Consider the following 22,230-nt stretch of genomic DNA (forward strand, 5'->3'; position numbering starts at 1 on the left):
TCCGGGTTTTTGCGGGCTGCAAGATTAACCCTAACGTGTCTAAGCCTTTGCAATTTTGTTAAGGAGCCATTAATCTTTCGCACTCGTGGAAGTTGTTGTGGAAGGTTAGGAGTACAGATGAAGGCCGGAGCCGAACCGCGCACTTCGCTCTTTGGGCCGGAGTCAGGGTTGTCTGATCGTGTCGATTACCGACTCATGGAAACTCCCGAGGAAAAAGATTGCATCTATTTGATGCGTTACAAAGCCTATCTGCATGGCGGAGTAACCGCGCCATCAGAGTCTCAGCGCGTCAGCGATCGTTACGACGATGCGCCCAACGCCTGGATTTTCGGAATCTATGTTGACGGAGAACTCTGTAGTTCTATCCGCCTCAACGTCGTGACGTCAGAATGTCGGATTTCCGGTTCAGTTGATCTGTTCGGCGATGTTCTTCACCCGCGGCTCGATCAAGGTGAAGTTTTCATCGATCCGCTTCGTCTTGCTGCGCTCCCCGAAAAGGCGAGGCGGTTCCCTGACCTTCCCTATCTGACGGTTCGGCTGGCCTATATGGCATGCGAGCATTTCAACGCCGATACCGGGCTCGCGCTCGTTCGTGCCGAGCACCAGGCGTTCTATCGCCGGGTCTTCATGTCCGAGGTCATCGCCGAACCGCGTTCGTTTCCGGGCTTCTTGCCCAAGGTGGCATTGATGGCGTCCGATTACCGGACCGTACGGGAAAAGGTCATGACCCGTTTTCCCATCATGCGTTCGACGTCCGTCGAGCGGCGGATGCTGTTCCTGCACGCCGGTGAGCGCCATTCCTCGCCGCGCGGGGTCGTCAGATCCTTCGAGCAGGCCTCGATCGTTCCGATTTCCTGAACCGGCCGGACAGCGACGAATCAGACATCCGGCGCCCCATAGGGCTCCGATCCGAATTCCGCGACTTGTCATTCCTGGGCCACCGTTGCCTAAACACCGCAAATCCGGTGATTTCGGCCCATGCGCGCTTGCCTTCACCCTCGCGCCACATTTACAAACCATTAACTATCGCGGTCGCTTTTCACGGTTTGTCGGCATTTGATCGGGTCTGACAAGGTTCCATCAAGGTTGACGGAATGTTTGCTTAACCATCGACCTGTAGACCGGATAACAGTCGAAAAACGTGAGCGTTGGAGGCTCCGGAATGAAATACCAGATGCGTATCCTCCAGGGATGGAAGCTGGCGGCTGTGGTCGCTGTGGCGCTGTCGATGGGCGCCTGCGCCAAGAACAACGTCGGCGCCGATGGCGCGATGGCCAGCGCGGCAACCCCGGGTAGCCAGCAGGACTTCGTGGTTAATGTCGGCGACCGCGTGTTCTTCGAGAGCGACCAGACCGACCTGAGCCCGCAGGCGATCGCCACGCTGGAGAAGCAGGCGCAGTGGCTGCAGACCTACAACCGCTACTCCTTCACCATCGAAGGCCATGCCGACGAGCGCGGCACCCGCGAATACAACATCGCGCTCGGCGCACGCCGCGCCCAATCGGTGCGCAGCTATCTCGCCTCGCGCGGCATCGACCCGAACCGCATGCGCACGATCTCCTACGGCAAGGAGCGCCCGGTGGCGGTCTGTAACGACATCTCCTGCTGGTCGCAGAACCGCCGCGCCGTCACGGTGCTGAACGCCGGCGCCTGAGCCGTCAGGCCTTTCGCAGAGTTTCAAAGCCGGCGCCTTTGGGCGCCGGCTTTATTTGTGGGCGCAGGATGAAATTGCGGATGACGGCCAGCGTGCGTTCGGGGGCATCATTGACCACGCCGTGGCCGCAACCGGCAAAGCGCTCGAACTGCACGAGATGCGGCGGCAGCGCGGCCGCGATATCCGCCTGGCTCTCGATCGGATGCATCGGGTCGTCCTCGCCGCCGAGCACGAGTGTTGGGCAGCGGATGCGACCGAAATCCGGAAACAGGTTGAACCTGTCGCTCTCGCCGTCGGGTCTGGCGAACCAGTGCAGCGCCACCTCGCGGCGATTGACAGCACGCCTCGCCATGTCCGGATCGCGCGGCATTCGCGTATAGACCGGCATGGCGAGCCGGAGCCAGGCCTCGCGCTCCGCCTGATCCAGGGGGCCTTCAGGCACCAGAAACCGGCGCCGAGCCAGCGCACCCACTTCCGGCCCACCGAAGCGCTCAAACAGCGCTACGCGCCGTTCCCGATAGGAACCACCGGCGGCCTCGGTGCTGATCAGGATCAGTCTGGAAGGGTGATCCGGATGGCGCGTGGCATAGGCCAGCGCAACCATGCCGCCGAATGACGCGCCCAAGACGATCGGATCGACGATGCCAAGGGCGTCGCAGAACCCGTGCACGTCGTCGCCCCATTGCGCCAAGGTCCAGCGCTCGCGCGGGCCGCCCTCGCTGCGGCCGTTGCCGCGGTGGTCGAGGTAGATGATCTGGGCGATGTCGGCCAAGGCAGAGTAGGCGGGCCGGTAGATCGAGTGGTCGGCGCCAGGGCCGCCGTGAAGCATCAGCAGCACCGGTTTTTCCCGCATCACCGGGCCGTCGGGCACGAATTTCGCGCCCTCGACATCGAAGAACAGCCGCACCCCGTTCACGGATACGTGCATCGGCGGGTCTCCCTCGATTTGTGAACGGCCGGCCGCGCCGGGCGGCTTGTCTTGAAGCGGATACTAAACCATACCGGAATTCGGCGAGGCGAATCGGAACGGCCAGTCACAATTCTGGCGTACTCCCTCTCTCAATGTGTTCTGCTTTCGTTTGACACGTGATTTCGTCGTCAGGGCAAAATGTCATCCAGATTCCTCAATTCTGCCGGCGCTGCGGCGATTGCCGCGATGCTGGCTTTGTCTGTGCAGCCCTCGGCCGCACAGATCACGTTCCCGTGGGAGCGTTCCCCGCAAGGCTCGCCGCAAGTCCAGGCGCAATCTGACGACGCCGATCTGGAGATGCGGATCCAGCGGCTGGAAAACCAGCTCCGGCAACTGACCGGCCAGAACGAGGAACTGCAATACCGCAACCGCCAGCTCGAAGAGCGGCTGCGCCAGCTCGGCGCCGCACCGCCGGCACCGGGCGGCCAGCCTCCGGCGGCGCAGCCCAGCGTGGCTGCCGCACCGCCTCCAATTCAGCCCGGCCCCCGCAGCAACAGGGCTATCCCCAACAAGCCTATCCGCAGCAGGGGGTTCGTCAGCCGCAGGGCTATCCGCAGGCCCAACCAGGCTATGACCGGCAACCGCAGATCGCATCACCGGCGCCGATCGTGCAGGAGCCGGCCCCGGCGGTCGGCGGCCGCCGCCGCGGCGATGCGTTCGACCCCAGCCAGAATCCCAACGCTCCCGGTGCACCGCGTGCACTCGGCGGCGGCCAATTGCCGATCGGAAATGAAGCTACGGTCGGCGCGCCCGGCGGACGCGGACCCGGTGAGCCGCTCAATCTCGGTGGTCCGCGCGATCCCGGTGGCGCCTTGCCGCCGCCCGCTGCAGCCGCACCGCCGCCGCGCGGCCCGGGGCCCGGCGCCAGCGCCGCGCTGACCCCGTTGCCGCCCTCGGCCACGCCGAAGGACGAATTCGATCTCGGCATCGGCTACATGCAGCGCAAGGATTATGCGCTGGCCGAAGAAACCATGAAGAACTTTGCGCAGAAATATCCGAGCGATCCGCTGATTGCGGATGCGCAGTACTGGCTCGGCGAAAGCCATTTTCAGCGCCAGCAATATCGCGACGCCGCCGAAGCCTTCCTCGGCGTAACCACCAAGTTCGACAAGTCAGGCAAGGCGCCAGACGCGCTCTTGCGGCTCGGCCAGTCGCTGGCGGCGCTGAAGGAAAAGGAAGCCGCCTGCGCGGCGCTCGGCGAGGTGACGCGGAAATATCCGCGCGCATCTGCCGGTGTGAAGACTGCCGTTGATCGTGAGCAGAAGCGGGTTAAGTGCTAAAGCGGAAGCCGGTCGAGGCCGCCATCGGCCTCGAATAGACTGGCGATGCCATGGCTGACGAAGACCACGCGCCGATCTCGGTACAGCAAGCGAAAGAGCTGTTCGCGCACTGGAAGGCCGCGCCCGCGCTTGTGCTGGCAGTGTCCGGCGGTCCCGACTCGATTGCACTGATGTGGCTTGCCGCGCGATGGCGACGCTCGCTCACGCGGGGGCCGCGGCTGATCGCCGTTACTGTCGACCACGGCTTGCGGCCGGAGGCCGCGCGCGAGGCGCGCGAGGTCAAGCGCCTCGCCCGCTCGCTCGATCTGCCCCATCGCACGCTGCGCTGGACCGGCGCCAAGCCGAAGACCGGCTTGCCGGCCGCAGCGCGGGAGGCGCGCTATCGCCTGCTGGCGAAAGCTGCGCGGGCGAGCGGCGCGACGCACATCCTGACCGCGCATACCCGCGACGATCAGGCCGAGACACTGCTGATGCGGATGCTGCGCGGCAGCGGTATCGCCGGTCTCGCGGCGATGGCGCGCGAGAGCGAGCGCGAGGGCGTGTGGCTGGCGCGGCCATTGCTGGACATTCCGAAGTCCCGGCTCGTCGCGACGCTGGACAAGGCAAAGATCGCCTTTGCCGACGATCCCACCAATCGCGACGTGAGCTTCACGCGGCCGCGGCTGCGTGCATTGATGCCGGCTTTGGCAGAGGAGGGCGGTGACAGCCGAAATCTGGCGCGGCTGGCATCAAGGCTGGCGCGGGCGAATGCCGCGATTGAAGTGCTGGCCGACGGCGCCGAGCGCTATCTCGCCGTGAGAGATCGTGATGACGCCACGCGCTTCGGGTTCGATGCCCAGGCGTTTGCCGGTCTGCCCGAGGAAATCCGGCTTCGGCTGCTCAAGCGCGCGATTGATCGGACCGGTCACGAAGGACCCGCGGAACTCGGCAAGGTCGAGGCGCTGCTGGCAGTGCTGGACAACGCCATTGCGAACGGCCAAAAGCAATCAAGACTGAAACAGACGCTTGCCGGGGCCGCGATCAGCCTTACCGGAGGCAGAATTTATGTCGATGCAGCGCCGCCGCGGGGTAGCCGGGCGGAGAAGCGTTCCTATCTCCCAATATCTGCAATGTCGGGACGGAGAGCCTTAACCACCCCGGAGAAACACTGGCCTTTTGCGTCATTTTTTGACCGGGAATCGCGTTAAGATGCGTTAAATAGTCCCGTGTGGTTCCCTTGGCATTGACCCGGGCGCCACCTAGATTGGGTGCAGTGGACCGGGGATTCTCGCCTCACTACCCAAGGAATATTCTAGGGTTACTACCAAGGACATAGGGCCGCGATCCGCGCGACCACGAAGGAAGATCAATGAACGCCAATCTGCGCAACTTCGCCCTCTGGGTCATCATTGTCTTGCTGCTGTTGGCATTGTTCACGCTTTTCCAGAATCCGGGTCAGCGCGCGTCTTCGCAGGACATCACGTTTTCGCAGTTGTTGAGCGAGGTCGATCAGAACCGCGTGCGCGACGTCGTGATCCAGGGGCCGGAAATCCACGGCACCTTTACCAACGGCTCCTCGTTCCAGACCTATGCGCCGAATGATCCGACGCTGGTGAAGCGTCTCTATGACGGCAAGGTCTCGATCACCGCCAAGCCGCCCGGCGACAACGTGCCGTGGTTCGTGTCGCTGCTCGTTTCCTGGCTGCCCTTCATCGCGCTGATCGGCGTCTGGATCTTCCTGTCCCGCCAGATGCAGGGCGGCGCCGGCAAGGCGATGGGCTTTGGCAAGTCGCGCGCCAAGATGCTGACGGAGGCCCATGGCCGCGTCACTTTCGAAGATGTCGCCGGTGTCGACGAAGCCAAGCAGGATCTGCAGGAGATCGTCGAATTCCTGCGCGACCCCGGCAAGTTTCAGCGCCTCGGCGGACGCATTCCGCGCGGCGTGCTGCTGGTCGGCCCTCCCGGAACTGGTAAGACCCTGATCGCGCGTGCGGTCGCGGGCGAAGCCAACGTGCCGTTCTTCACCATCTCGGGTTCGGACTTCGTCGAAATGTTCGTCGGCGTCGGCGCAAGCCGCGTCCGCGACATGTTCGAGCAGGCCAAGAAGAACGCGCCCTGCATCATCTTCATCGACGAAATCGATGCGGTCGGCCGTCATCGCGGCGCCGGTCTCGGCGGCGGCAATGACGAACGCGAACAGACGCTCAACCAGTTGCTGGTCGAGATGGACGGTTTTGAAGCCAATGAAGGCGTGATCCTGATCGCCGCGACCAACCGGCCCGACGTGCTGGATCCCGCGCTGCTGCGTCCGGGCCGTTTCGACCGCCAGGTGGTGGTGCCGAACCCGGACGTCGTCGGCCGCGAGCAGATCCTGAAAGTTCACGTCCGCAAGGTGCCGCTGGCGCCCGATATCAACCTCAAGACCATCGCACGCGGCACCCCGGGCTTCTCCGGCGCCGACCTGATGAACCTCGTCAACGAGGCGGCGCTGACGGCTGCCCGCCGCAACAAGCGGATGGTGACGCAGGCCGAGTTCGAAGAGGCCAAGGACAAGGTGATGATGGGTGCCGAGCGCAAGTCGCTCGTCATGACCGAGGAAGAGAAGCTCTTGACGGCCTATCACGAGGGCGGCCACGCCATCGTCGGCCTGAACGTCGTCGCGACCGATCCGATCCACAAGGCGACGATCATCCCGCGCGGCCGCGCGCTGGGCATGGTGATGCAGCTTCCCGAGCGCGACAAGTTGTCGATGTCGCTCGAGCAGATGACCTCGCGCCTCGCTATCATGATGGGCGGCCGCGTCGCGGAAGAACTGATCTTCGGCCGTGAGAAGGTCACCTCGGGCGCGGCCTCCGACATCGAGCAGGCGACACGACTGGCGCGCATGATGGTGACGCGCTGGGGCCTGTCGGAAGAGCTCGGCACCGTGTCCTACGGCGAAAACCAGGACGAGGTGTTTTTGGGCATGTCGGTGTCGCGCACGCAAAATGCCTCGGAAGCGACCGTCCAGAAGATCGACAAGGAGATCAAGCGGCTGGTTGAGGAAGGCTACAACGAGGCCACCCGAATCCTCACCGAGAAGCGCGACGATCTCGAGATGCTGGCCAAGGGCCTGCTCGAGTTCGAAACGCTCACGGGCGACGAGATCATCGATTTGTTGAAGGGCAAGAAGCCCAACCGCGAGTCGGTGCTCGAGCCGAGCACGCCGCGCACTTCCGCCGTGCCGCCCGCCGGCAAGCCGCGCCCGCGTCCCGATCCGGACCCGGGTCTGGAGCCGCAGCCCCAGGCGTAAGCGGCGCTTAATTCTGAACGACGAAAACGCGGCGGTGACGCCGCGTTTTTTTTGTGCTTGTTTCGAACCTTCATGGCGCCGCGGCCGGCGCCCCGAGGTGTACGGCCAGAATGTGTTCCGGCGTCTCGACCACTTCGACCTTTTGCCCATCGCCGCCGACAAAGGCGAGCACCGTGCGCTCGCCGTCGCGCCACATGCTGCCGACGAGGGCAATGTTGATGTGGGTAGATTGCCCCGTCTCAAATCGCGTGCATTCGATCCAGAAGCGCATGACGTCCTCCTTGAGTTGCCTTGATGAGAGACGGGGCGGGCAGGTTACGCCAGCGCCCGCAATTCGCGGGCCGCGGCCACCATGTTGGCGAGCGCGGGTCGGACCTCCTCCCATTTGCGGGTCTTCAGTCCGCAATCCGGGTTGATCCAGATCTGCGTGTCGGAGAGCCGCTGTCGCGCCAGCTTGAGCAGGCCGGTCATCTCGCCGATCTCGGGAACGCGCGGCGAATGGATGTCGTAGACGCCGGGGCCGATTTCGTTCGGATAGCGGTAATCCCTGAACGCATCGAGCAGCTCCATCTTCGAGCGCGAGGTCTCGATCGAGATCACGTCGGCGTCCATCGCGCCGATCGCGCCGATAATGTCGTTGAACTCCGAGTAGCACATGTGGGTGTGGATCTGCGTCTCGTCGCGCACGCCGGACGAACAGAGGCGGAAGGCGTCGACGGCCCAGTCGAGATAAACCTTCCATTCGGATTTGCGCAGCGGCAAGCCCTCCCGCAGCGCGGCCTCGTCGATCTGGATCATGCCGGCGCCGGCCGCTTCGAGATCGGTAACCTCGTCGCGGATCGCGAGCGCGATCTGCCGGCAGGCTTCGCTGCGCGCAATGTCGTCGCGGACGAACGACCAATTCAGAATGGTGACAGGGCCGGTGAGCATCGCCTTCATCGGCTTTTTCGTCAGCGACTGGGCATATTGCCACCACTCGACCGTCATCGGCTTTGGGCGCGAGACGTCGCCGAACAGCACAGGCGGGCGAACGTAGCGCGATCCATAGGATTGCACCCAGCCGTGCGCGGTGAAAGCGAAGCCTGCGAGCTGTTCGCCGAAATACTGCACCATGTCGTTGCGCTCGAACTCGCCATGCACGAGCACGTCGAGCCCGATATTTTCCTGCCAGCGCACGGTGCGGGCGGTCTGGTTCTGCAGATAGAGCTTATAGGCTTCGTCCGTCAGGGCGCCCCTGGCGTGCGCGGAGCGGGCGTTCCTGACGTCGGCGGTTTGCGGGAACGAGCCGATGGTGGTGGTCGGGAACGCCGGCAGGTTGAAGCGCTCGCGCTGAACGGTGGCGCGTTCAGCGAAGATGCTGGAGCGGAAGCGCATCGGTTCATTGATGCCGGCAACGCGTGCCGCTACCTTCGCGTCGTGAATGCGCGGCGAGGTCTTGCGGGAGGTCGCCGCCTGGTTCGAGGCTTTCAGCGTGGCTTCGACTGCTCTGCGGCCATCGGCGAGTGCCGTTCCGAGCGTGGCCAGTTCCTCGAGCTTCTGCACCGAAAACGCGAGCCAGCCCTTGATTTCGGGATCGAGCCCGGTCTCCAGCGCCAGATCGATCGGGACGTGCAGTAGCGAGCAGGAGGGGGCGATCTGCACACGGTGCTTGCCGAGTTTGGCGATTGCGGGCTCGAGCTGGTCGAGAAGCCGGCTCAAATCCGCGCGCCAGATGTTACGGCCATCGATGATTCCGAGCGATAGCACGAGGTCATCAGGAAATCCGGCGAGGTCGTCGATCTGCTCCGGCGCGCGCACGAGGTCGAGATGCAGGCCGGCGACGGGCAGGGATAGCGCGGTGTCGCGGTTGGCGCCGAGACCGCCGAAATAGGTCGTCAGCATGATCTTGAGCTGCGGCACTGCGCTCGCGATCTCCGCATAGGCATAATGCAACGCCTGCTGGGCGACAATATCAAGATCGAGCACGAGACACGGCTCGTCGATCTGTACCCATTCCGCGCCCCGGTAGGCAAGTTCGCGCAGCACCTCGATGTAAACCGGCAGCAAGCGATCAAGCAGGGACAGCGGATTGAAGCCGGCATCCTTGCTCTTGGCGAGTTTGAGAAACGTGACCGGGCCGACCAGCACGGGGCGGGTTTGATAGCCCAGCGCCTTGGCTTCCTCGTATTCCTCGATCGGCTTGCGCGAGGCGAGGATGAATTTCTGATCCTTCGTCAGTTCGGGCACCATGTAGTGGTAGTTGGTGTCGAACCATTTTGTCATTTCCAGCGCCGGCACGCCGTGCGCATCGTCATGCCCGTGACTGGCATGGCCGCAATTCGCCTCATGCGGCTTGCCTTGCGTGCCGCGGGCCATCGCGAAGTAAGTCGCAAGCGAGACCGGCCCGCCGCTCCAGCGATAGATTTCCGGGATCGCGCCGACCATCACTGATGTGTCGAGAACCTGGTCGTAGAACGAGAAATCGTTCGACGGAATCACCGTGACGCCGAGCTTTTTCTGGCGCGCCCAGTTTGCGGCGCGAAGCCCGATGCCGGTTTCGATCAGCGCCTTCTCGTCGGTTGCGCCCGACCAGAAACTCTCCAGCGCGAATTTCAACTCACGGCGCGGACCGATGCGCGGCGTGCCGAGGGAGGCAACGCGAAGTGAAGAAGTGGAGATGGTGGAAGTAGACGTAGCTTTGGAAGAAGACATTGGCTTAACCCCAAAAGTTGGGGGCAAAGGCCGAAGTGACACGTCTGGATTTTCGCGAACGGCAGAGCGCGCGCGGAAAATCGCAACCGCACCACCGGGACACCCCGCCCGAGGACGTGTATGTTGTCGAGGCAGGTCTCCTGGCTCGCGGGTCAATGCTGCTGTCCGGCCTTCCCGAAACCTTGCGAGGTCTCAGTGACTTTGTTGGACAGCGGCTCGCCGCTTACAGTTGCGGGGGCAGCTCCGGCTTTGGCTTTTCGGCCGCACCGGCTTCCCTCTTAGCTTCGGAAGAACGTCTCCCGAAGAACCACGACTGGTCCACTTATCGGCAACGCGGCAGGCGCGTCAACTCGGCGACATTCACCGGCGCCTTGTCATTGTTGTTCACAGCCGCGGGGTTCCGTCGCCGAAATTCTTGCACATCGCCCGCGCGCCCCATTGACAGCCGCATCCGAATAACACCAGATATAGCCGTCACGGTCCGCCATGGCCCAACACATGGTGGCTAAGAGGGAAGCCGGTGTATCGCGCGAAAGCCGCGAAAATCCGGCGCTGCCCCCGCAACTGTAAGCAGTGAGTTGTTTCCGAATCTGACGTCACTGATGCGGCATCGCATCGGGAAGACACGGGGACAACAGCGACCTGCGAGCCAGGAGACCTGCCGCGACGCCGAAAAAACGTCCACGGGCGGGGTGTCCCGGCGGCGCTTGCAGATTCATGCCCGCGTTTTCGCGTGGGCTAAAGCTGTAGCGTCCTCTGACATCCGGCCCCAACACAACTACGGGGTCTCTTGATGTCACTCTCTCTCGATCGCGAAGCCAACGCCGCTCCATTCATTCGTCTGCGCCCCGAATCGCTTGTCGCCTCGGAAGCGCAGCCGCCGATGCAGGTGATTCGCCGCAACGGCACGGTTTCGAAATTCGACGCGAGCAAGATTTCGGTCGCGATGACCAAGGCGTTTCTCGCGGTCGAGGGGCATGGCGCGGCGGCCTCCCGCCGGGTGCATGAAATCGTCGAGCAACTGACCGCCGAAGTCGTCGGCGCGCTGTCGCGCCGGATGAGCGAGGGCCGCACCTTTCATATCGAGGACGTGCAGGACCAGGTTGAACTTGCCTTGATGCGCAGCGAGCACCACAAGGTCGCGCGCGCTTATGTGCTCTATCGCGAGGAACGCACGCGCCAGCGTGCCGGACAGGACGTGAAGGCCACCCGGCCATCGGGGAAGCCCTCGTTACGCGTCACGCTGGCCAGTGGCGCGCAGGTCCCGCTCGATATCGCGCGGCTGACGCTGATCATCGAAGAAGCCTGCGCCGGTCTCGAGGGCGTCGGCGCCACGGCGGTGCTCGCGGAGACGCAGCGCAATCTCTATGACGGCATCAGCGAGGACGAACTGGCGCTGGCGTCGGTGATGGCCGCGCGCACGCTGGTGGAGCAGGAGCCGAACTACGCCTATGTCAGCGCGCGGCTCTTGCTCGACAAGCTGCGCACCGAAGTGCTGTCGTTCGTGCATGATACGCCGACCAGCGCGTCGCAGGCCGAGATGGCCGAGCGCTACGGCGAGTGCTTTCCAGCCTACATCAAGGCCGGCATCAAGGCCGAGCTGCTCGATCCCGATCTGGCGCGCTTCGATCTAAAAAAGCTTGCCGCGGCGCTGAAGCCGGAGCGCGACCTGGCATTCCAGTTTCTGGGTCTGCAGACGCTGTACGACCGCTATTTCCTGCATGTGCGCGGCAACCGTATCGAGCTGCCGCAGGCGTTCTTCATGCGCGTCGCGATGGGGCTGGCGATCCGCGAGATCGACCGCGAGGCGCGCGCGATCGAGTTCTACGATCTCCTATCGTCGTTCGACTTCATGGCCTCGACCCCGACGCTGTTCAATTCCGGCACGCTGCGGCCGCAATTGTCGTCCTGCTTCCTCACCACCATCGCGGACGATCTCGACGGCATCTTCAAGTCGGTCAAGGACAATGCACTGCTCGCAAAATACTCCGGCGGGCTCGGCAACGACTGGACCCGCGTGCGTGGGCTCGGCGCGCACATCAAGGGCACCAATGGTGAAAGCCAGGGCGTGGTGCCGTTTCTAAAGGTGGCCAATGACACCGCGATCGCCGTCAACCAGGGCGGCAAGCGGAAAGGCGCGGTCTGCGCCTATCTCGAAACCTGGCACATCGACATCGAGGAATTTCTGGACCTGCGCAAGAACACCGGCGACGATCGCCGCCGCACCCATGACATGAACACCGCGAACTGGGTGCCCGACCTCTTCATGCAGCGCGTCGAGGCCGACGGCGAATGGACTCTGTTCTCGCCGGACGAGACGCCGGACCTGCATGACCTCTACGGCAACGCATTCGCCGAACGTTACGCAGCTTACGAAGCAAAGGCGGCGCGGGGCGAGATCCGCGTGTTCAAGCAGATCCGCGCCACGGATCTCTGGCGCAGGATGCTGACCATGCTGTTCGAGACCGGACATCCCTGGATCACGTTCAAGGATCCCTGCAATCTGCGCTCGCCGCAGCGCCATGCCGGCGTGATTCATTCCTCGAACCTCTGCACCGAGATCACGCTTAACACCTCCGACGACGAGACCGCCGTCTGCAATCTCGGCTCGATCAATCTGCTCAATCACGTGCGGGAAGGCCGGCTGGACGAGGCGCGGCTGCAACGCAGTGTGACGACGGCAATGCGGATGCTCGACAACGTCATCGACATCAATTTCTACACCATCCCCGAAGCGCGCCGTTCGAACCTGCGGCACCGCCCGGTCGGTCTCGGGCTGATGGGATTCCAGGACGCGCTGCAGGCGATGCGGATCGCGATGGCTTCCGATGCGGCGGTGACGTTCGCCGATACCAGCATGGAGATGATTTCCTATTACGCTATTTCGGCCTCCGTCGATCTGGCGGCCGAGCGCGGGCGATACCCATCGTTTGACGGCTCGCTGTGGAGCCGCGGCATCTTGCCGATCGATTCGATCGAACTGCTGGCGGAAGCCCGCGGCAGTCTCGCGATGGACCGCGGCATGACGCTCGACTGGGATAGCTTGCGCGAGCGCGTCAAGGCGACCGGCATGCGCAATTCCAACGTGATGGCGATCGCGCCGACCGCCACGATTTCCAACATCTGCGGCGTCGCGCAGTCGATCGAGCCCGCCTACCAGAACCTCTACGTCAAGTCCAACATGTCCGGCGACTTCACCGTGGTGAACGAATTCCTGGTGCGCGACCTCAAGGCGCGCGGGCTGTGGGACGAGGTGATGGTCAACGACCTCAAATATTTCGATGGCAGCTTGGGGGCATCGATCGCATTCCCGGCGACCTCAAGGCGCTCTATGCCACCGCATTCGAGATCGACAGCGCCTGGCTGATCGAGGCAGCGTCGCGGCGGCAGAAATGGATCGACCAGTCGCAGTCGCTCAACCTCTATATCGCCAACCCTAGCGGCAAGAAGCTCGATGCGCTCTATCGGCTGGCGTGGGCGCGCGGGTTGAAGACAACCTATTACCTGCGCTCGCGCAGCGCGACGCATGTCGAAAAGTCCACGCTCCGGGGGACCGACGGCAAGCTCAATAGCGTCGCGTCCGCGGCGATGATGGCGCCAGCCCCGATCATCGTCGCGCCGGCCGCCACCGCGCCGGATTTAACCGGTGCGGTGGCGTGCTCGATCGATAATCCCGAATGCGAAGCCTGCCAGTAAGCAGCAAGAACAAAAGGAAATCACAATGCTCGACTGGTCCGAACCATCCGCATCCCCGCGTCAGACGCCGCCGTCCGTCGTGGTGCAATCCGTTATTCAGGCCGAACAAACCGGCCTCGGCATGATAGATCGTCGCGGCGGACGCGTATCCGTCGACGACAAGCGGATGATCAACTGCCGCGCCGACGTCAATCAATTGCTGCCGCTGAAGTACAAATGGGCCTGGGAGAAATATCTCGCCGGTTGCAACAATCACTGGATGCCTACCGAAGTTTCCATGCAGGCCGACATCGCGCTGTGGAAATCGCGCGATGGGCTGACGGAAGACGAGCGCCGCGCCATCAAGCGCAACCTCGGTTTCTTCGCGGCCTCCGAAAGCCTGGTCGCCAATAACATCGTGCTGGCGATCTACCGCCATCTGACCAATCCGGAGTGCCGGCAATATCTGCTGCGGCAATCGTTCGAGGAGGCGGTGCACACCCACACCTTCCAATACATCGTCGAAAGCTTAGGATTGGACGAGGGCGAGCTGTTCAACATGTATCGCGAGGTGCCGTCGATTACCGACAAGGCAGCCTGGGCGCTGAAGCACACGCAGCATCTCGACGATCCCGATTTCAAGACCGGGACGCCGCAAGCCGACCAGGCGTTCCTGCGCGATCTCGTCGCCTTCTACGTCATATTCGAAGGTATGTGGTTCTATACGGGCTTCGCGCAGATCCTCTCGCTCGGCCGCCGCAACAAGATGGTCGGCATCGCCGAGCAGTACCAGTACATCCTGCGCGATGAGTCCATTCACCTGAATTTCGGCATCGATGTCATCAACCAGATCAAGATCGAAAACCCGCATCTATGGACCAAGGCGTTCCAGGACGAAGTCCGCGCCATGGTGCGCGAGGCGGCCGAGCTGGAAGCGGCCTACGGGCGCGACACCATGCCGCGCGGTTTTCTCGGGTTGAATGCGGCGCTGTGCGAGAGCTACATGCACTTCATTGCCAACCGCCGCTGCGCGCAGCTCGGGCTGCAGCGGGTGTTCGACGAGACCGAGAATCCGTTTCCGTGGATGTCGGAAGCGATGGACCTGAAGAAGGAGAAGAATTTCTTCGAGACGCGGGTGATCGAGTACCAGAACGGCGGTGCGCTGAGTTGGGAGTAGGGGAAGCCATACTGTCTCAACACGTCGTCCCTGCGAACCCGGGGATCAGGCCGGCCACATCGCGCGACAAGACGTCAGGTCATCAACCGCTACTTGATGAATGCCGCCCAGAGAGCGGCGTTGGCAAGCGTGCCGATCTCGTTCATGTGACAAGCGTCGGAGGGGTTGCGTCCGTCATTTCCGATCGTATCGGTATCGGGCCCTTGGCGGATGTTGAGCGCGTTATCGACAGCAGAGAGTTGACCGGCACGTACCGCAGCCGTGTTCTTCGGCTCGGCTACGCCGCATTTTGTGCTGCGTGACAGATAGAAGGGCGCATCGAACCCAGCCGCTCGAAATCGCTTCACGAGCTGATGCAACAGCGAGGCATATTGTTCTGCTGATATCGTTGACCTCGCGTCCGTTTCACCTTGCTGAAACAGAAAATGCGTCGGCGTCAGGCCCGCTGCCTTCAGCTTCGAGATCGCGTTTGTGATCCAATCCGCCCGCTCATTGTTCAAAAACGAAAGCGAGGAGCTGCCAATGGCAAGGGGTACGACGATCACGCGATCGTAGCGCCCGGCCTGAATCAGGATGTCGCCGAGTCGCGTTGCGAAGCTCCCGCCTATGCCATCGGCGCCCAGCAGGGGATCGGCGGCAGCAAAGCATTTGCCTGTGAGCGGGTCGAAATTGTCGACGGCTTCGCGCGCGGTATGTCGGGCGCTTCCCCAATTGCCCGCATTGCTCTGGCCGTGCACGACGATGATTGCCGTGTTGCCGGAGGTGTGGGCGCAAGACCGTTCGACACGCGCCGGCGGGGCAAGCGCAGCCAAACCGGTCTGGTGGGCGCTCGACGTCAGTACCTTGCCAGCAACCGCACCGATCAGAAGACCACCAATCAGGAACGCAACAGGGCGCAACAATGGAAATGCTCTCCAAGGCAGTTCAGCTTCATCGCGGGAGCACGCACACCGCCCGCTCATCGCAAGATGGCGTGCATCAGACGGCGCTTACCGATCCGGGCCGAGCGCGACCGATCTGAGGCTGCCCAAACTCGGCGCCATGCTAGCCGGGTAGCGTTGAGAGCCTGTTAACGGTTCGCAGGCCCCGCCGGCAAAACCTCTCCCGATCCGCATCGCAAAACCGTCTTGTCATCAGCCGTGAATAGTTGTTCACTTCTTCAAGCGATAGCGCTTTTTATCGCTCAAGCATTGAAGGTGTGCGCGTTCTGGCAGGCTCCGCGGGGCTTAAGGGCGCGCCGGGGACGGAAAACGCGCCATGGTCTATCGGCGAACCCATCAGGTCGTAAAGCGACTGGCGGCGCGGCGTAGCGCCATCCTGGCGGCGGCGCGGGATACTGCGGCCGAAGGCGGCATGGCGGCAGTGCAGATCGCCCCGGTTGCGGTCCGCGCCAATGTCGCGGCCGGCACCGTCTATCGTTACTTCCCTTCCAAGGCCGAACTGATTTCCGAACTGATCGCCGAGGTCTCGCGGGACGAGCTGGCCGCGATCCGCCGCGCCGCGGATGCGGCGCCGGGACCGTCCTCGGCGCTCGCCGCCGCCGTCACCACGGTTGCCGTGCATGTGCTGTCGCAGCGCAAGCTCGCCTGGGGCATTCTGGCCGAACCTGTCGATGTCGACGTCTCGGTGTCGCGGCTTGCCAGCCGCCGCGAAATCTCCGGCGAGATCGCTGCCAGAATTGACGCCGCGGTGCGTGCCGGCCATCTGCCGGCGCAGGATACCGCGCTCGCCGCCACCGCGCTGCTCGGCGCGCTGCATGAGTCGCTGGTTGGCCCGCTGGCGCCCGAGAATCTGGATGACCCCGCGAAGCTGCGCGACGCCGTGCAAACCGTCACACTTTTGGCGCTACGCGCCGTTGGCGTGATGGATGCCCGCGCCCGCGGCCTCGTGGTGCAGGCGGTGCTGCCGGCCAAGGCGCTGGTCGGGGCCTAGAAACTCCCCCTTTGCGACACGCCCTTTGTCGCAACCATTTGTGTCGCAACCATTTGCCACGCTGCGGCTTATCGACGGTCCAACCCGCGATCAGGAGCATGCGATGAGCACGACATCAGGATCCGCCAAATGGCAGGGCGGCATCAAGGACGGCAAGGGCGCGATCTCGACCAAGAGCGGCGCGCTGAACGATTATCCTTACGGCTTTTCGAGCCGCTTCGAGGGCAAGCCTGGCTCCAATCCAGAAGAATTGATCGGCGCGGCGCACGCCGCGTGCTTCACGATGGCGCTGTCACTGATTCTGGGTGAAGCCAAGCTCACCGCCGAGCACATGGAAACCAAGGCCGACGTGACGCTGGAAAAACAGGGCGATGGTTTTGCCATCACCTCGATTCATCTGACGCTGAACGCGAAGGTTCCGGGCGCCGACAAGGCAAAGTTCGAGGAGCTGGCTGGTAAGGCGAAGGCCGGTTGCCCTGTGTCGAAACTATTCAATGCCAAGATCACGCTGGACGCGACGCTGCAGTAGTTTTGCTGCAGTTGCTCTTTCGTCATTCCCGGTTCGTCGCTTCGCGCCGTCCCGGAATGACGGAGGCCGGTCACTTCTCCGGCTTGCCTTCCCCACCGACAGTGGCGATGCGCACCATGTTGGTGGTGCCGGGGATGCGAAGCGGCACGCCGGCGACGATAATCACGCGCTGGCCTGCGTTGGCGAAGCCGTCACGAAACGCGATCGAGCCGGCGCGGTCGACCATGTCGTCCTGGTCGTGGGCATCTTCCGCCACCACGCAATGCACGCCCCAGACGACCGACAATTTGCGGCCGGTCGCAAGGTTCGGCGTGATCGCCACCACAGGCAGCTTCGGCCGCTCGCGGGCCACACGGATCGCCGTGGAGCCCGATGAGGTCCAGCAGATGACCGCGGATAATTCCAGCGTCTCGGCGATCTGCCGCGCGGCGTCCGCGATGGCGTCGCCGACCGTATTCTCCGGTTCGGCCCGCTGCGCCGACAGCACCGAGCGATAGGTTGGATCGCGCTCCACCTCTTCGCCGATGCGATTCATGGTCGAAACCGCTTCGACCGGGAATTTGCCGGCGGCGGACTCCGCTGACAGCATGATGGCGTCGGCACCTTCATAAACCGCCGTCGCGACGTCGGAGACTTCGGCGCGCGTCGGCACCGGCGCCTGGATCATCGATTCCAGCATCTGGGTTGCGATCACCACCGGTTTGCCGGCGCGACGCGCCATCCGCGTCATCTGTTTCTGCAGGCTCGGCACCCGCTCCAGCGGCAGCTCGACGCCGAGGTCGCCGCGCGCCACCATCAGCGCGTCGGAAGCATCGATGATCTCGGCGAGCCGGTCGATCGCCTGCGGCTTTTCGATCTTGGCCATGACAGCCGCGCGGCCGCGGATCATCCGCTTGGCTTCATGGACGTCTTCGGCGCGCTGCACGAAGGAGAGCGCGATCCAGTCGACACCGGTCACCAAGGCTGCTTCGAGATCGGCCCGATCCTTCGGCGTCATCGCCGACACCGGCAGGTCGGTATCGGGCAGGCTGACGCCCTTGCGGTCCGACATCTTGCCGCCGATCACCACGCGCGTTACCGCGCGTTCGGACGTGGTTTCCTCGGCGATCAGGCGCACCTTGCCATCGTCGAGCAGCAGCGCGTGGCCAGGCCGAAGTGCTGCGAGGATTTCCGGATGCGGCAACTGCACGCGGTTGTTGTCTCCCGGCGTCTTGTCGGAATCGAGCACAAAGCTCTGGCCGTTCTTCAACTGGGTCGAACCTTCGGTGAACGCGCCGAGCCGCAGCTTCGGTCCCTGCAGGTCGACGAGGATGCCGATCGGACGGCCGTAGCTGCTCTCGACATTGCGGATGGTATTGACCAGCTCGCGCATCTTGTCGTGCGGCGTGTGGCTCATGTTGATGCGGAACACGTCCGCACCCGCCTCGAACAGCTTCCGGATCATCGCACTGTCGGACGATGCCGGGCCGAGGGTTGCGAGAATCTTGATGCGACGGAGCCGTCTCATTGCTTGGGCGCCGGGGCTGGCGGCAGACCCGGTCCGCCCGGCGGATTGGACAGGCCGGGAACCCCGCCGGGCCCCCCGGTCCCATTGTTCCTGGAATTCCCGGCACGCGCTGCGCGGGCTGCTCGTTGGCTTCTGTCAATTGCACGGTCCACGCTCGCTGTTCGCCTGTATCGACCTCGAAGAACCCGGTGCGGTCATAGCCGCGCGCCAGGCAGTTCTCGGTACCCTTGATGGTGAATTCCTTGTCACGCGAGCACATGAAGGCCTGCCCCGACCATTCGCCGCCGCGGTCATAGTCGAGCGCGTAGATGTAATAGTAGCGCGCAACAAGAGTTCCGCGCAGCAGTGTCTCGCAACTGCGTGACGACACGTTCCACCACCCTTCAGTGGTCCAGCCCCTCGGCATCCTTGTAGCCCAGCGCGATGCCGACCCGGCTGGACGTGTTGTTGCAGAGCCGGAAATCGGCCGCCGCTGGACTGCTCCACAGACACGCCACCGCCAGTGCAAACAACGGCGCAAGGCCGGCGGCGGTCACGCGAGCGGGGAGGGGAGACAAGCAGCGCGAATCTTTTCCGATCATGCAGCGAAGCTATATCAAATCATTGACGATTTCGCGTGACCCGGCAGGGCCTGTCAACGCCCGGGGAACGCCTTTCCCGCGCTATGGGAAACCGGGGCTCCTTGCGAGATCGCCAATTTTGCGCGCAGATATGGCAAAATCTGTGACAATTCCCACCTGATATCAATATGCTCGGCACATGTGACGCGGGATCCAAGACCATGACGATTGACGACAAAACCAGAACAGAACTGGAAGCCGCCGTTTTCCGGCGCCTGGTCGGCCACCTGCGTACTCGCACCGACGTCCAGAACATCGATCTGATGAATCTGGCCGGCTTCTGCCGTAACTGCCTGTCCAACTGGATGAAGGAAGAGGCCGACGCCAAGGGGGTCGCCGTCAGCAAGGACGAGAGCCGCGAGGCGGTCTACGGCATGCCCTATGAGGAGTGGAAGGCGAAATATCAGGGCACCGCCACGCCCGAGCAGCTAGCCGCGATGAAGAAGGTTCATCCCGGGCATTGAGTCCCATCGCGCCGTTCAACACACACTAGTGAGCTGGTCATTCCGGGATGGTGCGCTAGCATCAGACCTCAGATGCGCAACTGCGGATCTCGAGATTCTCAGGTGCGCAATTGCGCACCATATTCGATGCTTCGCATCGCCCCGGAATGACAGCATGCCCTCATCTCCTGTGGGCGCGCTGTGGATGAGCGCGATGCTGCCTTGACGCGAGGCCCCCCGATCTTGAGGGTCATCTGCGAAAAAGCGCCGTGCGGTAACGCGTGCGGCGCTTGATCTTCGAGCATCACCATCAGTTCCACTCAGGAGTACCCGATGGCCACCTCCGCCGCCGCAGCCGTCCAGGACGAGCCAGCGACAAGATCGCCAAAGACCAGCTCAAGGCCATCATCGAGCGCATCGAGCGTCTGGAAGAAGAAAAAGAAGACGATCTCCGACGACATCCGTGACGTCTATGCCGAAGCCAAGGGCAACGGCTTCGACACCAAGGCGCTGCGCACCATCGTGCGGATGCGCAAGCAGGATGCCAACGAGCGCGCCGAGCAGGAAACCATTTTGGAAACCTATATGCAGGCGCTCGGAATGCTCTGAGTTTCCGCTGTCCCGGCCAAGCGAACGAAGTGAGCACGAGCCGGGACGCCATAACCACAAATGGTAACGTTGTGCAAAGCTGGGGCCACAGCCGGCTCTAACGCGCACGTTCGTGGTTATGGGGTCCGCGAGGACGACGGCGAATTTTGCGGAAAGGGCGCCTAGCGCAGCGCGGCGGTGCGCAGCACGAACGACTGCGTCGGCAGTTGCGCGGTTGCCGATCCCGTGAAGCGATCGCAGGTCATGCCCATCAGCGGATCTTCCGAGAAAGTCATTGAGACCGCGGCCTGCGGCTTGACGAAGTGGGCGCGCATCTGGGTCATCTCGGTGTCGCCGAGCACGGTCGTCGACATCGCGCTGCTGGCACTCGGCGCCAGCATCACCACCCGCATCCAGATATTGTTGCCCTGTGCGGCGGCAAGGCGGGTCGAGGTGGCGACCACGCTGTCGTGACCCTGGGTGCCTTTGGCGACAACGGTGTTGATTTCGGTCGCTGCGGCGCCGGAGTTGCGTGCCGGGCGGGCAGGGCGCGGGATAGCCGCGGAGGCGGCGACGATGTTGGAGCGATCGAGCGGCGAAGAAGCGGCCGGTGCATAGGCCATTGCCTTGTTGAACGCGTCGCTGACGCTGGCCGTCGGCTGCGGATCGGTGGCGAGCGCCTGGCGTGCGCGGAGGGCCGCGACCTGCGCCGGGGTTGCCTGGTTCGCCGCGGTCGGTACGTCGTCCCAGAAGCCGCGGGAATTGATGATATCGGCCGGCGTTTGCGGCCTCGGCTCGGCCTTGTCGGCGGAGGCCTGCGCAACCTGTTTCGTCTCAGGCTTGGGCTCGGCTCTAGCTTTGGGCGCCGACACGATCTGGGCGTCGGCCAAGGCGAGCTGGATCGTCGCACCGACCGGCTTTGCGCGCGGGGTCGGCACCGGTTCGGCGGATTTCACAGCAGCCACACTGTTCGGTGCAGGCTTCTCGTTCTTGACGGGGGCGCTGGCGGCCTCGTCATCCTCTTCAGTCGACTTGCCGCCCCTGAACAGGGCTGCGAACAGGTTCGGCATCTTGATGGTTGCGGCACTGTCGCCATTGCCGCGGCGTTCGATGTCGGCGCGGGCCAGTTCATAGCCCTTCATCGGACCGCCATTGGACGGCAGGTGCACCGTGCGTCCGTCCGGGAATACCCTTGCAAGCTGATCGTGGGTCATGCGCGGCCAGTGACGAACGCTGCCGGTATCGAGGTGGACGAAAGGCGATCCGGAGGTCGGGTAGAAGCCGACGCCGCCGCGCTGCAAGCGGAGACCAGCGGCGCGGATCTGCTCCAGCGGCACGTCCGGGATGTAGAAGTCCATGGCGTGGCCAAGCATGTGCTGGCTGAAACGCGCCACGCCGGAGGAGCGGCGGCGGAGCATGGAGTTGGTGGCGGGGGAGCGATAGGCGGAGATGACCTGGATCGGCTTCTTGCCGTCGACGTCTCGGTAAACTTCCCAGATGATATCGAACAGGTGCCGATCCATCGTGGTGGAGTCCTGGCTGCGCCAGTCGCGAAGGAAATGATTGAGCTTCTTCAGCGCCTCTTCGTCGTAGCGCCCGTCGCGCTTGAAGGTGACGGTGAGATCTTCGCCGGAATGGGTATGGTGGAAGGAGAGGGTGCGGGTTTCGTTCAGCGCCGTCGCATCATGCACTGTGCCCGCGCCAGCCAGCAGCAAAAGCGACGTCAAGCCGATCCGATATCCGGCCTTTGGCAGAGCAAGCGGATTGAATTGGCGCGCGAAACCAGCCAGCACGTATGAGCCCACCCAGTCGACGAGCGTTCACGGTGTTTCTTTTGCAGACCCCCGGCAAAAGACGATGAACGCTTTCTTAAAGCAGGAGGGTTAACCGAGG

Annotated in this window: 14 protein-coding genes, 4 pseudogenes and 2 riboswitches; of the genes and pseudogenes, 11 read left to right on the forward strand and 7 right to left on the reverse strand. The window is 63.4% G+C overall.

What is annotated here, in order from left to right; genetic code table 11:
• Window positions 1-117 precede the first annotated feature (117 nt).
• Both ACFXS9_RS38390 and pal read left to right on the forward strand, forming a co-directional pair.
• The gene (locus ACFXS9_RS38390; RefSeq protein WP_392698469.1) at window positions 118-858 is read left to right on the forward strand and encodes a hypothetical protein; all 741 of its coding nucleotides are present in this window, start codon (window positions 118-120) and stop codon (window positions 856-858) included.
• 304 nt (window positions 859-1,162) lie between these two features.
• Window positions 1,163-1,654 carry a peptidoglycan-associated lipoprotein Pal gene (gene pal / locus ACFXS9_RS38395; RefSeq protein WP_057838504.1) on the forward strand — a complete coding sequence of 164 codons (492 nt, stop codon included), beginning with the start codon at window positions 1,163-1,165 and terminating at the stop codon, window positions 1,652-1,654.
• A 4-nt stretch (window positions 1,655-1,658) separates the two neighbouring features.
• Here pal and ACFXS9_RS38400 read toward each other — a convergent pair whose 3' ends face one another.
• The gene (locus tag ACFXS9_RS38400) at window positions 1,659-2,561 is read right to left on the reverse strand and encodes an alpha/beta fold hydrolase (protein WP_392698471.1); all 903 of its coding nucleotides are present in this window, start codon (window positions 2,559-2,561) and stop codon (window positions 1,659-1,661) included.
• Between the two features lie 201 nt (window positions 2,562-2,762).
• On the opposite strand from ACFXS9_RS38400, the pseudogene ybgF reads away from it, so the two are divergent.
• From ybgF to ftsH, 3 genes and pseudogenes are all read left to right on the forward strand, one after another.
• A pseudogene (gene ybgF / locus ACFXS9_RS38405) lies at window positions 2,763-3,904 on the forward strand (tol-pal system protein YbgF).
• A gap of 50 nt (window positions 3,905-3,954) precedes the next feature.
• Window positions 3,955-5,091, forward strand: coding sequence for a tRNA lysidine(34) synthetase TilS (gene tilS / locus ACFXS9_RS38410; RefSeq protein WP_392698473.1), 1,137 nt, complete (start codon window positions 3,955-3,957; stop codon window positions 5,089-5,091).
• 161 nt (window positions 5,092-5,252) lie between these two features.
• Window positions 5,253-7,175 carry an ATP-dependent zinc metalloprotease FtsH gene (gene ftsH, locus ACFXS9_RS38415; RefSeq protein ID WP_392698475.1) on the forward strand — a complete coding sequence of 641 codons (1,923 nt, stop codon included), beginning with the start codon at window positions 5,253-5,255 and terminating at the stop codon, window positions 7,173-7,175.
• A gap of 70 nt (window positions 7,176-7,245) precedes the next feature.
• Here the strand turns inward: ftsH and ACFXS9_RS38420 are convergent, their stop codons facing one another.
• Together ACFXS9_RS38420 and metE are read right to left on the reverse strand one after the other, a co-directional pair.
• Window positions 7,246-7,446 (reverse strand): hypothetical protein, encoded by a 201-nt coding sequence (locus ACFXS9_RS38420; RefSeq protein ID WP_057847301.1) that lies wholly within the window; start codon window positions 7,444-7,446, stop codon window positions 7,246-7,248.
• A gap of 44 nt (window positions 7,447-7,490) precedes the next feature.
• The gene (gene metE / locus ACFXS9_RS38425; protein WP_392698477.1) at window positions 7,491-9,866 is read right to left on the reverse strand and encodes a 5-methyltetrahydropteroyltriglutamate--homocysteine S-methyltransferase; all 2,376 of its coding nucleotides are present in this window, start codon (window positions 9,864-9,866) and stop codon (window positions 7,491-7,493) included.
• Between the two features lie 112 nt (window positions 9,867-9,978).
• Window positions 9,979-10,193, reverse strand: a riboswitch (cobalamin riboswitch).
• 133 nt (window positions 10,194-10,326) lie between these two features.
• Window positions 10,327-10,547, forward strand: a riboswitch (cobalamin riboswitch).
• Between the two features lie 112 nt (window positions 10,548-10,659).
• Here metE and ACFXS9_RS38430 point away from each other — a divergent pair.
• A pseudogene (locus ACFXS9_RS38430) lies at window positions 10,660-13,562 on the forward strand (ribonucleoside-diphosphate reductase subunit alpha).
• A gap of 25 nt (window positions 13,563-13,587) precedes the next feature.
• Window positions 13,588-14,718 carry a ribonucleotide-diphosphate reductase subunit beta gene (locus tag ACFXS9_RS38435; RefSeq protein ID WP_392698479.1) on the forward strand — a complete coding sequence of 377 codons (1,131 nt, stop codon included), beginning with the start codon at window positions 13,588-13,590 and terminating at the stop codon, window positions 14,716-14,718.
• 89 nt (window positions 14,719-14,807) lie between these two features.
• Here ACFXS9_RS38435 and ACFXS9_RS38440 read toward each other — a convergent pair whose 3' ends face one another.
• Window positions 14,808-15,620 carry a sialate O-acetylesterase gene (locus ACFXS9_RS38440; protein WP_392698480.1) on the reverse strand — a complete coding sequence of 271 codons (813 nt, stop codon included), beginning with the start codon at window positions 15,618-15,620 and terminating at the stop codon, window positions 14,808-14,810.
• Between the two features lie 355 nt (window positions 15,621-15,975).
• Here ACFXS9_RS38440 and ACFXS9_RS38445 point away from each other — a divergent pair, with 355 nt between their 5' ends.
• A complete protein-coding gene (locus ACFXS9_RS38445) occupies window positions 15,976-16,650 on the forward strand; it encodes a TetR/AcrR family transcriptional regulator (protein WP_057847305.1) in 675 nt (224 codons plus the stop codon).
• Between the two features lie 103 nt (window positions 16,651-16,753).
• Complete coding sequence (locus tag ACFXS9_RS38450) at window positions 16,754-17,179, forward strand: OsmC family protein (RefSeq protein ID WP_392698482.1); 426 nt, start codon at window positions 16,754-16,756, stop codon at window positions 17,177-17,179.
• A 70-nt stretch (window positions 17,180-17,249) separates the two neighbouring features.
• On the opposite strand, the gene pyk is transcribed toward ACFXS9_RS38450, so the two are convergent.
• Together pyk and ACFXS9_RS38460 are read right to left on the reverse strand one after the other, a co-directional pair.
• A complete protein-coding gene (gene pyk / locus ACFXS9_RS38455; protein WP_392698484.1) occupies window positions 17,250-18,686 on the reverse strand; it encodes a pyruvate kinase in 1,437 nt (478 codons plus the stop codon).
• A pseudogene (locus ACFXS9_RS38460) lies at window positions 18,683-19,267 on the reverse strand (DUF1036 domain-containing protein). The gene pyk and the pseudogene ACFXS9_RS38460 overlap by 4 nt, the downstream one beginning before the upstream one ends.
• Before the next feature lie 200 nt (window positions 19,268-19,467).
• On the opposite strand from ACFXS9_RS38460, the gene ACFXS9_RS38465 reads away from it, so the two are divergent.
• Together ACFXS9_RS38465 and ACFXS9_RS38470 are read left to right on the forward strand one after the other, a co-directional pair.
• On the forward strand, window positions 19,468-19,770 hold the full coding sequence (locus ACFXS9_RS38465; protein WP_392698485.1) for a DUF1244 domain-containing protein: 303 nt from the start codon (window positions 19,468-19,470) through the stop codon (window positions 19,768-19,770).
• 312 nt (window positions 19,771-20,082) lie between these two features.
• Window positions 20,083-20,358, forward strand: a pseudogene (locus tag ACFXS9_RS38470) (DUF2312 domain-containing protein).
• Between the two features lie 161 nt (window positions 20,359-20,519).
• On the opposite strand, the gene ACFXS9_RS38475 reads toward ACFXS9_RS38470, so the two are convergent.
• Window positions 20,520-22,142: a DUF882 domain-containing protein gene (locus tag ACFXS9_RS38475; protein ID WP_392698487.1), complete on the reverse strand. Its 1,623-nt coding sequence runs from the start codon at window positions 22,140-22,142 to the stop codon at window positions 20,520-20,522.
• Window positions 22,143-22,230: the final 88 nt, after the last annotated feature.

The organism is Bradyrhizobium sp. RDI18, assembly GCF_043203335.1.
Lineage (GTDB): Bacteria > Pseudomonadota > Alphaproteobacteria > Rhizobiales > Xanthobacteraceae > Bradyrhizobium > Bradyrhizobium retamae.